This window comes from Achromobacter aloeverae, from assembly GCF_004121055.1.
GTDB classification, from domain to species: domain Bacteria; phylum Pseudomonadota; class Gammaproteobacteria; order Burkholderiales; family Burkholderiaceae_B; genus Bordetella_C; species Bordetella_C aloeverae.
This window is the reverse complement of sequence record NZ_PYAL01000006.1, coordinates 15,113-29,078: the sequence shown is the minus strand read 5'-3', so window position 1 is coordinate 29,078 and position 13,966 is coordinate 15,113. Positions and strand designations below refer to the sequence as shown.

Genomic DNA, 13,966 nt, shown 5'->3' with positions numbered 1-13,966 from the left:
GGCTGTTCCCTACACCCGCGGCCGCTCCTGTCCGCGCCGGCTCCTCGTCGGCAGCAGCCATGCCCGCGCCCGTCACGGCCTCTTCCATGCAGAACGAACTTCGTCTCCAGGACTATCCCATCGCCAGCCACACGGCGCCCCGCAAGCCCTCGGCAGCCGGCGGCTGGCATATCCCGCGGCGGCTGCAACGGGTGTTGTCCCTGGCGGACTTCGAGGACGCGGCGCGCCGGCACCTGCCCGCGCCCATCTTCGCCTACGTCAGCGGCGGTTGCGAAACCAATCGCGCCTTGCGCGCCAGCGAGGATGCCTTTTCCGACTACGATTGGGTGACGCGCGTGTTCAACGACACCTCGGGCCGCAACCTGTCGACCACGCTGTTCGGCGAACACTGGGCCGCGCCGTTCGGCATCGCGCCCATGGGGATCAGCGCGCTGTCCGCCTATCGCGGCGACCTGATCCAGACCCAGGCCGCCGCCGCCGCGCGGATTCCAGCCATCATGAGCGGCTCGTCGCTGATACGCATGGAAGACGTGGCCGCGGCCAATCCGCGCGCCTGGTTCCAGGCCTATGTGCCCGGCGAGGCGGACCGCATCGCGGCGCTGGTCGACCGCGTGGCGGCGGCGGGCTTCAAGACGCTGGTGGTCACCGCCGACGTGCCGGTGTCCGGTAACCGGGAAAACAATGTCCGCGCGCGCTTCTCCACGCCGTTGCGACCCAGCCCGCGACTGGCGTGGGATGGCATCACCCATCCGCGCTGGCTGCTGGGCACGGTGCTGAAAACCTTGCTGCGTCACGGTATGCCGCACTTCGAGAACTCCCAGGCCAAGCGTGGCGCGCCCATCATCTCGTCCAAGGTAATGCGCGAGTTCGGCGCCCGCGACCATCTGAGCTGGGCCCACATCGCGAAAATGCGCGAGCGCTGGAAGGGCAGATTCATCATCAAGGGCATACTTGCGCCAGAGGACGCGATCCTGGCGCGGCAGATGGGCGCGGACGGCGTCATCGTCTCCAATCATGGCGGACGGCAACTCGATGGCGCGATCGCGCCGCTGCGTGCCCTGCCGGGCGTGGTCGAGGCAGTGGGCCCCGACTATCCGGTCATGATCGACGGCGGTTTCCGCCGCGGGGGCGACGTGCTGATGGCCCTGGCCCTGGGCGCCAGGTTTGTCTTCATCGGCAGGCCCTTCAATTACGCGGGCGCCGTCGCCGGCATGGCGGGCGTTACGCACGCCATCGGCATACTGGCCACGGAGATGGCGCGCAACATGGCCCTGCTGGGCGTCCTCAGCCCGTCCGACCTGGGCCCCCGTCATCTGCGCCGGCGTCAAGGCGGGCCTGACGCCATCGCGCCACGGCCTGGGGAAACTCCCTAATCCCCCGCTCCATCGAGGCAAGCCCCTGAAAACCCGTGTCCCGCCCGGTCCCTTAACGCGACGTTATACGTTTACGATATCTGGGTATAGGACACGCACCGCGCCCTTTCCTATGATCGGGCCATCATGCGGACGCCCTCCGTGAGGACGGCGCCCGTACAAGTAAAGGGGTAAGCCATGCAACAGGCCAGCATCGAACATCCGGACCCAAGGTTGGACGTCACCGACCGCCACCTATTGACCCTGTTGCAGGCCAACGCGCGCGAACCCGTCGCCTTGCTCGCCCGCAAGCTGGGCCTGGCGCGCACCACCGTGGTGGCGCGCATCGCGCGGCTGGAAAAGAACGGCGTCATCGCCGGCTATGGCGTGCGACTGGGCCAGGCGCTGGAGGAAAACGTGGTGCGCAGCTACTGCTTCATCAGCGTGCGTCCCAAGACCGGCGCCCAGGTGGCCGCCGCCTTGAAGCGCCTGCCGGAGGTGGAGGAGTTGTCCGCGGTCAGCGGCGTCTTCGACTACCTGGCGCTGCTGCGGTGCTCGCGCGTCGAACAACTCGACGCCCTGCTGGACCAGATCGGGCAGGTGGAGGGGGTCAACCATACCCAGAGCTCCATCGTCCTGAGCCGCAAGATAGACCGCCGTGCGGCGCTCTGCCAATAGGCGCGGCCTGGCGACGGGATGCCGTTGCGGCCAGGTCCGGCTTGCCCATCGTCATTTCGACGACAAATTTCGTCGAAACGACGAAACGACCCGACATTTCGACGCTCTGTACGCTACCAACCGACAATCGCCCTCCGTACGATTCCTTACGTCCATCATTTGAGATAAGGGGAATCGATCATGGCATCACGCATCGAAAACGTACTCGTCCTGGGCGCCGGCAAGATAGGCGGAACCATCGCCGACATGCTGGCGCACTATCATGAATTGCCGGTGACACTGGCGGACCTTGCGGCGGCCCCTCCCGGCGATGACCGCCTGGTGCGCCGCGTGCAATGCGATGTGATGGACGACGTCGCGCTGGCCGCCGTCATCGGAGGCCACGGCGCCGTGCTCAACGCATTGCCGTTCTACCTGGCCGAGCGCGTCGCCACCCAGGCCGGCCGCCTGGGCGTGCCGTATTTCGACCTGACGGAAGACGTGGCGGCCACGACCGCCATCCAGCGCATCGCGGCCACCGCCGGCGCCACGCTGATGCCCCAATGCGGACTCGCGCCGGGCGTGATCGGAATGCTGGGCCATGACCTGGCGCGCGGCTTCGACGAACTGCACGACCTGCGCCTGCGGGTCGGCGCGTTGACGCGCAGCGCCAACAACGGCTTGCGCTACCACTTCACGTGGAGCATAGACGGCGTCATCAACGAATACTGCAATCCCTGCGTCGCCATCGTCGACGGCAAGCTGATGTCGGTGCAGCCCATGGAAGGCTATGAAACGCTGACGCTGGACGGCGAGCCCCTCGAAGCGTTCAACACATCGGGCGGACTGGGCACCTTGTGCGACACCTTGCAAGGCAAGGTCCGTAACCTCGACTACAAGACCCTGCGCTATCCCGGCCACCGGGACGCGATGAATTTCCTGCTGCATGACCTGCGCCTGATCGAACGGCGCGACATCCTGCGCGACGTCCTGGAATACGCGGTCCCGCACAGCCGCGACGACCTGGTGATCATCCACGCGTCGGCCAGCGGCATGCGCGGCGGGCGCTACGAACAGGACAGCCGAACCTTGCGCTGCCACGGCGCCAACCTGCGCGGCAAGCGGCGTACGGCCATCGAGCTGACGACGGCGGCCGGCATCGTGGGCGCCTTCGAGCTGCTGAAGGAAGGCATGCTGCCTGGACGCGGTTTCGTGTCGCAGGAGCAGGTGCCGTTGGAAGACTTCCTCGGTACGCGTACCGGCCACTATTACGCCGGCCTGGGCGTGGAGGCGATCGCCGCATGATCGCCTTTTGCCGCCTGGTCCCGCTCCGTGTTTTTCCCTGCCCGAGCCGCCCACGAAGACCATGCGCAAATCCGCCCTGACCCTGATCGCCCTTCTTGCTTCCCTGTGCGCCACCCTGCTCCCCGCGCGGGGCCACGCGCAGGCCGCCTACCCCGACCGGCCCGTGCGGCTGGTCATTCCCTACGCCGCCGGCGGGTCCCTGGACGTGGTCGGCCGCGTGCTTGCGGAGAAATTCCAGGCCAGCACGGGACAGACGCTGATCATCGACAACCGCGGCGGCGCGGCCGGCCAGATCGCCGCGGACTATGTGGCGCGGTCGCAGCCGGACGGCTACACCTTGCTGCTGGGGACGGCGGCCCAGACCTCGATCGCCAGCGCCTACTTCAGGAAACTGCCGTACGACCCATTGAAGGACCTGGTCCCGGTAAGCCTGCTGGTCAACACGTCCAACATCGTCTTCGTCTCCAAGGACTTTCCCGCCACCACCATGCAGCAACTGCGCCAGCAGGCCCAGGCCCATCCTGGCGAAATCAGCTACGGGTCGCCCGGCAACGGCAGCGTCTCGCACCTGGCCACCGCGCTCTTCGAGGACCGCACCGGCCTGAAGCTGCTGCACGTTCCCTATCGCGGCGCGGCGCCGGCGCTGAACGACCTGGCCGCCGGACGCATCTCCATCCTGTTCACCCTGCTGGCCAGCGCCAAACCACTGCTGGACTCGGGCAAGGTACGCGCGCTGGCCGTTGCCGGCCCGGCGCGCAACCCCGCGCTGCCTGACGTGCCGACGCTGAAGGAAACCGGCATCGAAGGCGCCGACAGCGGCGTCTGGATAGGCGTCATGGCCCCCAAGGGCACGCCGGGCGCCGTCATCGACAAGCTCAACGAGGTCATCATGCAGGCGCTGCGGGCGCCCGACCTGCGCAAGCGCCTGGCCGACAGCGGCGCCGACCTCGCTCCCATGGGCCCCCAGGACTTCGCCGCCATGCTCGCGCAGGACGCCAAGACGTGGAAGGACGTGGTGGCGGCGGCGCATATACAGACGGAGTGAGGCGGCTGGCAGGTCGGCAAGCGGAGATGGCACGCTGACGTTCGCCCGCGGAGTATCATCGACCAGCCATGCGTCGATGCCTGTCTCCCCCCGAAGGACTTCGCCGTGGCGAACATTCTCGAACAACAACACCGAGGAGATTCCATGTCGATACGTCGCATCCTGGCCGTGCTTTGCGCCGCCGCCAGCGTCCTGTTCCATACCGCTCACGCCGCGCCGGCCCAGGCGCCGAAGACGCCCACGGGCCCGTTGACCCTGTCCGCGCAGGGCAGCTTCTTCATCGGCGGACGCGACGTGACGTCCGACACGCTGTCGCTGACGCCCAAGTACGACGCGCACGGCACCGTCACGGTGGACCAGATGTATGTGCGCTACCAGATCCCCCAGCGCGCGAAACGCTATCCCATCACGCTGATCCACGGTTGCTGCCTGACCGGGATGACGTGGGAAACCACGCCCGACGGCCGCATGGGCTGGGAGGAGTACTTCTTGCGCAAGGGCTATGCGACCTACGTCATCGACCAATCGGGCCGGGGTCGTTCCGCCACCGACATCTCCGCCATCAATGCGGTGAAGCTGGGCAAGGCGCCGCCCAGCACGCTGCCGGACCTGTTCGCCGCCGGACACGAAGCGGCATGGGCGATTTTCCGCTTCGGCCCGCGCTACCCGGAAGCCTTCAAGGACACACAATTCCCCGTCCAGGCGCAAGCCGGGCTGTGGCAGCAGATGGTCCCCGACTGGCTGGCATCCCTGCCCACCCCCAACCCCACCGTGGCCAACCTGTCCAAGCTGGCCATCAAGCTCGGCGGCACGGTGCTGCTTAGCCACTCGCAATCAGGCATCTATCCCTTCCAGACCGCCGCGATGAACACGCAGGGCATCGCCGCCATCGTGTCGGTGGAACCGGGCGAATGCCCCAAGCCCGGCGACGTTCAGCCCTTGACCGGCATTCCCGTCCTGGTGGTCTTCGGCGACCACATCGAGGAATTCCCCCGGTGGGCGCCGCGCCTGAAGGCCTGCCATGCCTTCATCGACGCCCTGAACGCTGCCGGCGGCAAGGGCCAGTTGATGAGCCTGCCGGCGCTGGGCATCCACGGCAATTCGCACATGATGATGCAGGACAAGAACAATCTTCAGGTAGCGGACCTGATCCTGGACTGGATCGCGCGCAACGCCCGCGCGCCGCGGCGGGGCCGGTAGATCCCGGGAGCCCGTCCCCAGGCGCTATCGCGCAGAATCCCCTCCAAGCGATATCCTTGACGGGCTCAGCCCGCCCTCCAGGCCGGGCCTCCACGCAGGCACCGGCGTACGAACCCACGATCACACCGACACACACACGATCCCAAGCAAACGAGAGGAAACACCGGCATCATGATGACGCAGATGAAAGGGCTATATGTCGTGGCGCAGACGCCATTCGCCGCCGATGGCGCGCTGGACCTGGCCAGCATCGATACGCTGACCGATTTCTACCTGGGACACGGCGCGGCCGGACTGACCGTGCTGGGCGTGGCGGGCGAGGCGGCCAAGCTGTCGGAAACCGAATCGGTCGACGCGGTGCGGCGCTTCGTGGCACGCGCCCAGGGCAAGCCCGTCATCGCCGGCGTGAGCAATCCCAGCGTCGCGCAATTGGCCACCCTGACCCAGGCGGTGACCGATGCCGGCGCCAGCGGCGTCATGATCGCCCCGCCTCCCGGCCTGCGCACGGAGGAAGACGTGATCGGCTACTACGGGGCCGTCTTCGACCGCATCGGCGACGTGCCCACTGTGCTGCAGGACTTCCCCTTCTCCACCGGCGTCTGGATGTCGGTGCCCACCATGGTCCGGCTGGTCGAACGCTTTCCGCAGATCCAGGCCATCAAGGAGGAAGACATTCCCAGCGCGGCCAAGATCACGCGACTGCGCGAGGCCATGCCGCGCCACGTGCCCATCCTCACCGGCAATAACGCCGTCTTCCTGCCGCAGGAACTGGAGCGCGGCATCGAAGGCCCGATGGCCGGCTTCTCGCATCCGGAAATGCTGTCCGGCGTCTACGACCTGTACAGCCGGGGCCAGCGCGACGCCGCTTTCGACCTGTTCAACCTCTACCTGCCGCTGCTGAACTTCGAGAACCAGGCCCAATGGGGCGTTGCCGTGCGCAAGGAAATCCTGCGCCGCCGCGGCGCCATCGCTTCCGCGGTCATGCGCGCGCCCGGCCCGCGCCTGAGTCCCCTGGACCTGAAGGATATCGACTATCTTCTGGAACGCTTGCAACGCGCCCTCGCCCAACGGAGCCTCTGATGTCACCATCCACCCGTTACGAAGCCGGCACGCTGACCGACCACGCGCGCGCCCTGCTGGAAAAAGCCGGCATGCCGTCCGACAAGGCTGCCGCCGTGGCCGGGATCCTGGTTGAAGCCGATCTCATGGGCAGCCCCACCCACGGCCTGAACCTGCTGGATCAATATCTGGAACACGTGCGGAAAGGCCATATGCAGGTGCAGGGCGAACCGCAGGTGATCTCCAAGCGGCCGGCGGTCGAAATCTGGGATGGCAAGCGCCTGCCCGGGGCCTGGCTGGTGCTGCGTGCCCTCGACAGCGCCATCGAACGCGCCGCCACCTACGGCACCGGCACGGTGGTCATCAAGAACAGCCACCACATCGGCAGCCTGGCGACCTATCTGCGGCGCGCGACGGCACGCGGCGTCGTGCTGCACCTGGTGTCGTCCGCACCCAGCGCGACCAGCGTGGCCCCTTTCGGCGGCCGCAAGCCGGTGTTCTCACCCAACCCCATCGCCATCGGGCTGCCGGCGGCGACCGACCCCATCCTGGTCGATATCTCTGCGTCCATCACCACCAACAACATGGTGAAAAAGCTGCAGCGCGAAGGCAGGAAGCTGCCCGGCAAATTCCTGCTCGACGCGGACGGCAATCCCAGCGACGATCCCGCCGTGATCGGCGGCAACCCTGCGGGCAGCCTGCTGCCCCTGGGCGGCCTGGAGGCCGGCCACAAGGGCTATGGGCTGGCGCTGCTGGCGGAGGGCCTGACGGCCGGCCTGTCCGACCAGGGCAGGTCGCAGGAAAACGGCTTGATGGCGAACACCGTCTATCTCCAGGTCATCGATCCGGAGGCCTTCGGTGGCTTGCGCGCTTTCGAACAGCAGATGGAATGGATCGCCCAGGCCTGCCGCGAGAATCCGCCGCGTCCAGGCGTGGACGCCGTGCGCGTGCCGGGCCAGAAAGGCATGGCCACGGCGCGCCGGCAGCAGGAAGAAGGCATCGAACTGGCGCCGGGCATCGTCGCGTCGCTGGCCCAGTGGTCCGAGCGGTTGGGCGTACCCATGCCGGCGGCCAGGGTGGCCTGACGCGGGCGACAGGCGCGCCAGTCCGGCCCGCCTTCTGGTGCGTTGACAAAGCACCGCCCCAGGTCGATGATTGCCCGCGCATGCGGCGGCCGGGACCGACGCCATGACGTAATCTGCCTATCCAGGACCTCATGAAAAAGATCTGCATCTACGGCGCCGGCGCGGTCGGCGGCCATATCGCGGCCCGCCTGGCGCAAACCGGACTGGACGTTTCCGTCGTGGCGCGCGGCCCGCACCTGGCGGCCATCCGCGAGCAAGGGCTGCGCCTTGTCGCACCGGACGCCGACTTCACCGTCCCCGTGGCCGCCAGCGACAATCCCGCCGACCTCGGCCCGCAGGACCTCGTCATCTCCACCCTGAAAGCCCAGTCGCTGGGACCGGCCGCGGCCAGCCTGGCCACGCTGCTGCGGTCCGACACCCCGGTGGTGTTCGCGCTCAACGGCATCCCGTGGTGGTACTTCCATGGCCTGCCCGCCGATGGCGCGGACCAGCCCGCCGCGGCGCGGCTACCCCGCCTCGATCCGGAAGGGCAGCTGTGGCGCCACATCGGTGCGGAACGCGCGCTGGGTTGCGTCATCCGTTCGCCCAACGAATTGGCGGCGCCCGGCGTGGTGCGCAGCACCAGCACGGTGAACACCTTCACCATCGGCGAGCCGGACAACAGCGCGTCGCCGCGGCTGGCGGCGGTGGTGGCCGCCTTGCAGCCCGGCCTGCCCGGGGCGCGTGCCAGCCAGCATATCCGGCGCGACATCTGGGCCAAGCTGGTCCTGAACGTGCCCAGTTCGCTGACCTGCGCGCTGACCGTGTCGACCGCGCCGGAAATCTTCGCCCAGGACGATGCGCGCGAACTCTGGCGCCAGCTCGGCGAAGAAACCCACGCGGTGGCGGCCGCCCATGGCATCGATGCGGGCTTCGACCTGGATGCCCAGATCCGGTCCAGCGGCAACAACCGCCATCCGCCGTCCATGCTGCAGGACCTGCTGGCGGGACGCGCCATGGAAATCGACGCCCAGTTGCGCGCGGTACAGGACCTCGGCCGCCTGGCAGGCGTACCCACGCCCATGCTGGACGTCACGGTGACGCTGCTGGCGCAACGCGCCCGCTCGGAATTCGCGGCATCGCTGCGCGGCGAGGCATAGCGCGGCAAGGGGGACTCCCGCCATGCACGGGCCGTCGGACCGTCGCGGCAGCCCGGACCCCGGGGACCGCGCGTGATTTCCTTATCACTATCGAATCGTTTCCGATCCAGCACGCCGTCCCTAAGATGAGCGCCCGTTCCATTTACCGGTGCTCTCATGAAAGCCTTGCTTCGCGCCCTGCTCTTTGCCGGCTCTGTCGGCACCACCGGCTTCGCCGCCCTGGCCACCTCGGCCCCCGCGGCCGAACCCCTACCCAAGGAAGTCCGCATCGCCTATAGCGGCGGCGCGCAGCTGATCGTCAACGCCAAGGTCGACGGCTCGCTGGAGAAAGCCCTGGGCGTGCCGGTCAAGTGGGTGCAGTTCGGCACAGGCGCGGACGTGCTCAACCTGTTCGCCAGCAACAGCATCGATATCGCCAACTTCGGCTCCAGCCCGACGGTCTCGGCCATCGTGCGCAAGCTGCCGATCGAGCTGGTGGGCATCTCGGCCGACATCGCCACCTACGAACGGCTGGTGGCGCGCAAGGACAAGAACATCAACTCGCTGGCCGACCTGGCCGGCCACACCGTGGGCTATCCCGCCAACTCGACCGCCCAGTATGCGCTGGACACGGCCATCGCGCTGAACCACATCGACCGCTCCAAGATCCGCTTCGTGCCGCTCAAACCGGACGAACTGGTGGCAGCGTGGCGGCGCGGCGACGTGGACGCGGGTTATGTCTGGGCCCCCTTCAACTCGACGCTGGAACAGGATGGCGGCCACGCCATCTTCCACACCCGCGACCTGAAAAAGGATGGCTACCTGATCTTCAACGGCCTGTCCGTCTCGCGCGCCTTCGGCCAGAAGCATCCCGAACTGGTCGCCAAGCTGCTGCTGGTGCTGGAGCAGGAGGTCCGGAACTATCGCAAGGACCCGGACGGCGTCGCCGCGGCCATCGCCAAGGAACTGGGTTCGACCCCCAAGGCGGTACGCGAGTCCATCGACGGCAACAACTATCCGACCATCGACGAGCAACTGCGGCCGGCCTGGTTCGGTGACGGCAGCCACCCCGACCAGACCGTATTGGCGGGCGCCGTGCGCAAGACGGCGGAATTCCTCGGCAGTGTCGACCAGATCCGCAAGCAGGACATCCCCGCCTCGTTCTCCGGCGCCATCAATCCGGCCTACCTGAAGCTGGCGCTACACCTGCGGGGCGCCCAGGCGCAAGCCGTTCCGGCCGCCGGCGCCCCGGCCAGCGCGGCGCGCTGAAACCGAGGACGGCTGGCATGCATCCAGACACGCGCGACAGCGACGACGCAAGCCCTGCCGCACGCCGACATCGCGGCGACGGCCGCCTGGATCCAGCGATACGGTAGTAATGCGGCAGAATCGACGCGCCTACCGCCTGGCGGTCAGCACCGCCGCCGTCGTGGCGGTGCTGGCCTTATGGCAGCTCGCCGGCAGCCGGGGTTGGGTCGACGCCCTGTTCCTGCCGCCGCCTTCCGAACTGGTCTCCACCTGGGCCGACATCTGGCGCAACGGCTATGGGCAGATACCTTTGTGGCAGCACATCGGCATCAGCCTGGCTCGCGCGCTGTCGGCCTTCGCCCTGTCCGTCGTCATCGGCGTGCCGCTGGGCCTGTCCATGGGATTGAATGCAACGCTGGCGGCCCTGCTCGATCCGTTCGTGCAGTTCCTGAGGCCGCTGCCCAAGATCGCCCTGATTCCCCTGGCCATCGTGTGGCTGGGCATCGACGAAGCATCGAAGTTCTTCCTTATCTTCATCTCCACCTTCCTGAACATCCTGGTCGGCGCGGCCGCCGCCGTGCAAGGCGTCGCGCAGGGCCATATCCGCGTCGCGCGGACCCTGGGCCTGACGCGGCGGCAGGTGTTCTGGCACGTCGTCTTCCCCCACTGCGCGGCGGACCTGTTCACGACGATACGCCTGTCCATCGGCATAGGCTGGACGTCGCTGGTGGCGGCGGAACTGGTGGCGTCGACATCCGGCGTGGGATGGATGATCGTCAATGCGGGCGCCTACCTGCGTACCGACGTGGTGCTGATCGGCATACTCATCCTGGGCGTCACCGGCTATTTGCTGGATTTGGCCCTGGTAGGCCTGCAACGCTGCTGCGTTCCCTGGGCAGGCAAGCAATGACATCGATGCACGCCGCGCGCACGCGGCCCATGAATTGCGGAAAGCGTCCCGCGCTGGCCGTCCACGCCCACCGAATGCCATGTCCCACCTGATCCTGGAGAACGTCGATTTCTCCTTCCCCTCGCCGCGCGGCCCGGCAGGCGCCCCGGTGCTATCCGGGTTCGATTTGACCGTGGAGCCGGGCGAGTTCGTCATACTGCTGGGACCGTCGGGCTGCGGCAAATCGACCATCCTGAACCTGGTCGCCGGCTTCGAACGCCCGGATCGCGGGCGCATCCTGGCGCATGGAGAACCGGTCATGGGTCCCGCGCCCAGCCGCGGCATGGTATTCCAGCAAGCGCTGCTCTATCCCTGGCTGACGGTACTGGAGAACGTCACCTTCGGCCCGCGCATGCAAGGCATCCCCGCCGCCACCTATCGTCCGCAGGCCGAGACCTTGCTGCGGCAGATGGGCCTGCAAAACCATCACGACGCGCGCGCCTGGGAATTGTCCGGCGGCATGCGCCAGCGCGTGGCGCTGGCGCGGGCGTGGATCATGCGGCCGGACATCCTGTTGATGGACGAACCCTTCGGCGCGCTCGACGCACAGACCCGCAGCCTGATGCAGGAACTGCTGCTGGAGGCCTGGGCGCGCGAGCGCACCACCATCCTCTTCGTCACGCACGACGTCGAGGAAGCCCTGCTGCTGGGCACACGCATCCTGGTGATGTCGGCGCGCCCCGGACGCATCCGCGAGGAGATTCGCGTGCCGTTCGCCATGCCGCGCGACGCGGAGGCACTGGCCACCGACCCTTCCTACGGCGAAATCAAGCGCCACGCGCTGCACCTGGTGCGCGAGGAAGCGCGTAAGCACCTGGCCTTGTAGAAGGCGGCGCACGCCGCCATGGGGCAAGGCCGTCGCCATGGCCGAGCCGCGTCGCAGGGCTATTCGTCCTGGGCGATCACCAGCAGCACCGACGCCGGCACCTTGCCCACCGACGTGATCTTGTGCGGAATGCTGGAATTGAAGTGCGCACTGTCGCCCGCGTGCAAGGTTTCCGTGCGACGGGCCAGCCGCAGGGCTATCGACCCCTTCAGGACGTAAAGCAGTTCCTCGCCCTTGTGATGGCTCATGGGATGGTTGCGCACGGGCTCGTCGCTGGGCGCGATGACGAACGCCACCATGCGGTGGCTGGGCTGCGCGCCGGACACGACGCGGGGCGGGCGCGGCGTGCCGTCGGCGGTGCGCGCTTCCCCCTTGGCCGCGCGGCTGATGACGACCGGATCATCATCGGGCGTGTCGGCGAACAGCTCCTCCACCGTGACGCCCAGCGCCTTGGCGATCTTCAGGCCGGCGCTGATCGACGGCGTCGAAACGCCCCGTTCCAGCTTGGACACATAGCTGCGGGTGAGTTCGGCGGCCTGCGCCAGGGCCTCCAGGGTCAGCCCGGCCTGTACGCGCAGCAACTTCAATTTGACGGACATGCCTTTCCTTTCCAATACGTCGTGACCATGCTTGCGCATGACACTTTCAAATAGTTTTTTCCTGAATGACACAAGTGTCCTAAACTACACTTGAGTTCTTTAGGTCGACCGCACGTATTTGAACATGCGTCCCCACCCTACTCGGCAAGCCGAGGCAGGGAAAAAGGAATCGAGGGGCTCCGCCCCTCGAAGCTCCCCCAATAGAGGGGTCGAAGGAAGGAGCCTCCCCTCCCGAGCCAGCGGCCGAGGGCGTAGCCCTCGACATTGGCAGGCCAGGGGTCGAGGGGTGCGGCTTCTTGGGACTTCTGAACCAGGGGCCGAGGGGTGCAGCTTCTTGGGACTTCTGAACCAGGGGCCGAGGGGTGCGGCTTCTTGGCTCTCCCGATCTTGGGAAAAGATGTTGCTTCTCGCTTTGTGCGCGAAAACGGAGGCGGCCGCGACGGGTCGCCGCTTATTTATAAAAGGGGTATCTTATGTCGTTCCGTTCCCGTCTACGGGCCTTTCTGCCCTCGGCCCGCCTGGGCCTGGCCGCCGTCTTGGCGACAACGCTGGCGCCGTCGGCGCCGGCGCATGCCGATACCTACCCGGACAAGCCGATACGCCTGATCGTTCCTTTCGGCGCGGGCGGCATTACCGACGTCGCGGGACGACTGGTCGCGCAATACCTGGGCGATGAACTCAAGCAGCAGATCATCATCGAGAACCGCCCGGGCGCCGGCGGGTCCATCGCCGCGCAGGTACTGGCGCAGGCCAAGCCGGACGGCTATACCCTGCTGCTAGGCACGGTCGGCACGCAGGTGGTCAACAAGATGCTTTACAGCAAGCTGAGCTACGACCCCGCCGCGCTGACGCCGGTGTCCCTGGTGAGCAACGCGCCTTTCGTCCTGGCCATACACGGCATCGACGGCGTGCGCGACCTGAAGGAACTGGCCGCCTACGCCAAGGCCCATCCCAACCAGCTGAACTTCGGCTCGGCCGGCAACGGCAGTTCCCCACACCTGGGCCTGGAGCTGTTCAAGCTGATCACCGGCGCCCAGATCACCCACATTCCCTTCAAGAGCGGCGTCGAGGCCGTCAACGCCGCCGTCGGCGGCCAGGTGCAAGTGGTCATCGACGCGCTGCCCGTCATCCAGCCGCAGGACAAGGCCGGCCGCCTGACCATGCTGGCGCTGGCCGCGCAGCGGCGCAACGCGGTCGCGCCGGACCTGCGCACCAGTGTCGAGGAAGGCATGCAGGACTTCCAGGTCGGCTCCTGGAACGCGCTGGTCGCGCCGCCCGGCACGCCCCAGGCCCAGGTCGACGTGCTGAACCAGGCCCTGGCCCGCGCCATGGCGCAACCCAAGCTGGTCGCCCGCCTGGCCGAAATGGGCATCGATCCGCTGCCCACCGGCGTATCCGCCTACCAGGCCCATGTGAAAGCCGAGACGGACAAGTGGTACAAGGTCATACAGGCCGCCGGCACCCGACTCGATTAGAACGAAGACACGCATCAGGGCCCGAAAATGCGAGGGCAGGCCAGCCGA

At 67.4% G+C, this 13,966-nt stretch carries 13 protein-coding genes; 12 read left to right on the top strand and 1 reads right to left on the bottom strand.

Going from position 1 to position 13,966, the window contains the following annotated elements; genetic code table 11:
* Positions 1-86: 86 nt before the first annotated feature.
* From C7R54_RS19375 to C7R54_RS19325, 11 genes are all read left to right on the top strand, one after another.
* Positions 87-1,373, top strand: a complete 1,287-nt coding sequence (locus tag C7R54_RS19375) for an alpha-hydroxy acid oxidase (protein ID WP_129152441.1) — start codon at positions 87-89, stop codon at positions 1,371-1,373.
* A gap of 177 nt (positions 1,374-1,550) precedes the next feature.
* Positions 1,551-2,030 carry an Lrp/AsnC family transcriptional regulator gene (locus tag C7R54_RS19370; RefSeq protein ID WP_129152088.1) on the top strand — a complete coding sequence of 160 codons (480 nt, stop codon included), beginning with the start codon at positions 1,551-1,553 and terminating at the stop codon, positions 2,028-2,030.
* A gap of 180 nt (positions 2,031-2,210) precedes the next feature.
* Entirely contained in the window at positions 2,211-3,314 is a 1,104-nt protein-coding gene (locus C7R54_RS19365; protein WP_192903703.1) for a saccharopine dehydrogenase family protein, read from the top strand.
* A 61-nt stretch (positions 3,315-3,375) separates the two neighbouring features.
* Complete coding sequence (locus C7R54_RS19360) at positions 3,376-4,359, top strand: Bug family tripartite tricarboxylate transporter substrate binding protein (RefSeq protein WP_129152086.1); 984 nt, start codon at positions 3,376-3,378, stop codon at positions 4,357-4,359.
* A 144-nt stretch (positions 4,360-4,503) separates the two neighbouring features.
* On the top strand, positions 4,504-5,559 hold the full coding sequence (locus C7R54_RS19355; protein WP_240039616.1) for an alpha/beta hydrolase family protein: 1,056 nt from the start codon (positions 4,504-4,506) through the stop codon (positions 5,557-5,559).
* Positions 5,560-5,730: 171 nt separating this feature from the next.
* Positions 5,731-6,639 (top strand): dihydrodipicolinate synthase family protein, encoded by a 909-nt coding sequence (locus C7R54_RS19350; protein WP_129152085.1) that lies wholly within the window; start codon positions 5,731-5,733, stop codon positions 6,637-6,639.
* Positions 6,639-7,703, top strand: coding sequence for an Ldh family oxidoreductase (locus C7R54_RS19345; protein WP_129152084.1), 1,065 nt, complete (start codon positions 6,639-6,641; stop codon positions 7,701-7,703). The genes C7R54_RS19350 and C7R54_RS19345 overlap by 1 nt, the downstream gene beginning before the upstream one ends.
* Before the next feature lie 131 nt (positions 7,704-7,834).
* Positions 7,835-8,842 carry a ketopantoate reductase family protein gene (locus tag C7R54_RS19340; protein WP_129152083.1) on the top strand — a complete coding sequence of 336 codons (1,008 nt, stop codon included), beginning with the start codon at positions 7,835-7,837 and terminating at the stop codon, positions 8,840-8,842.
* Between the two features lie 156 nt (positions 8,843-8,998).
* Positions 8,999-10,090, top strand: coding sequence for a taurine ABC transporter substrate-binding protein (locus C7R54_RS19335; RefSeq protein ID WP_129152082.1), 1,092 nt, complete (start codon positions 8,999-9,001; stop codon positions 10,088-10,090).
* Positions 10,091-10,199: 109 nt separating this feature from the next.
* A complete protein-coding gene (locus tag C7R54_RS19330) occupies positions 10,200-10,979 on the top strand; it encodes an ABC transporter permease (protein WP_129152081.1) in 780 nt (259 codons plus the stop codon).
* Positions 10,980-11,058: 79 nt separating this feature from the next.
* A complete protein-coding gene (locus tag C7R54_RS19325) occupies positions 11,059-11,844 on the top strand; it encodes an ABC transporter ATP-binding protein (RefSeq protein ID WP_129152080.1) in 786 nt (261 codons plus the stop codon).
* Positions 11,845-11,903: 59 nt separating this feature from the next.
* Here C7R54_RS19325 and C7R54_RS19320 read toward each other — a convergent pair whose 3' ends face one another.
* A complete protein-coding gene (locus tag C7R54_RS19320; protein ID WP_192903702.1) occupies positions 11,904-12,443 on the bottom strand; it encodes an XRE family transcriptional regulator in 540 nt (179 codons plus the stop codon).
* Between the two features lie 473 nt (positions 12,444-12,916).
* Between C7R54_RS19320 and C7R54_RS19315 the strand changes: the two genes are divergently transcribed.
* Positions 12,917-13,918 (top strand): Bug family tripartite tricarboxylate transporter substrate binding protein, encoded by a 1,002-nt coding sequence (locus C7R54_RS19315; protein WP_129152078.1) that lies wholly within the window; start codon positions 12,917-12,919, stop codon positions 13,916-13,918.
* Positions 13,919-13,966 lie beyond the last annotated feature (48 nt).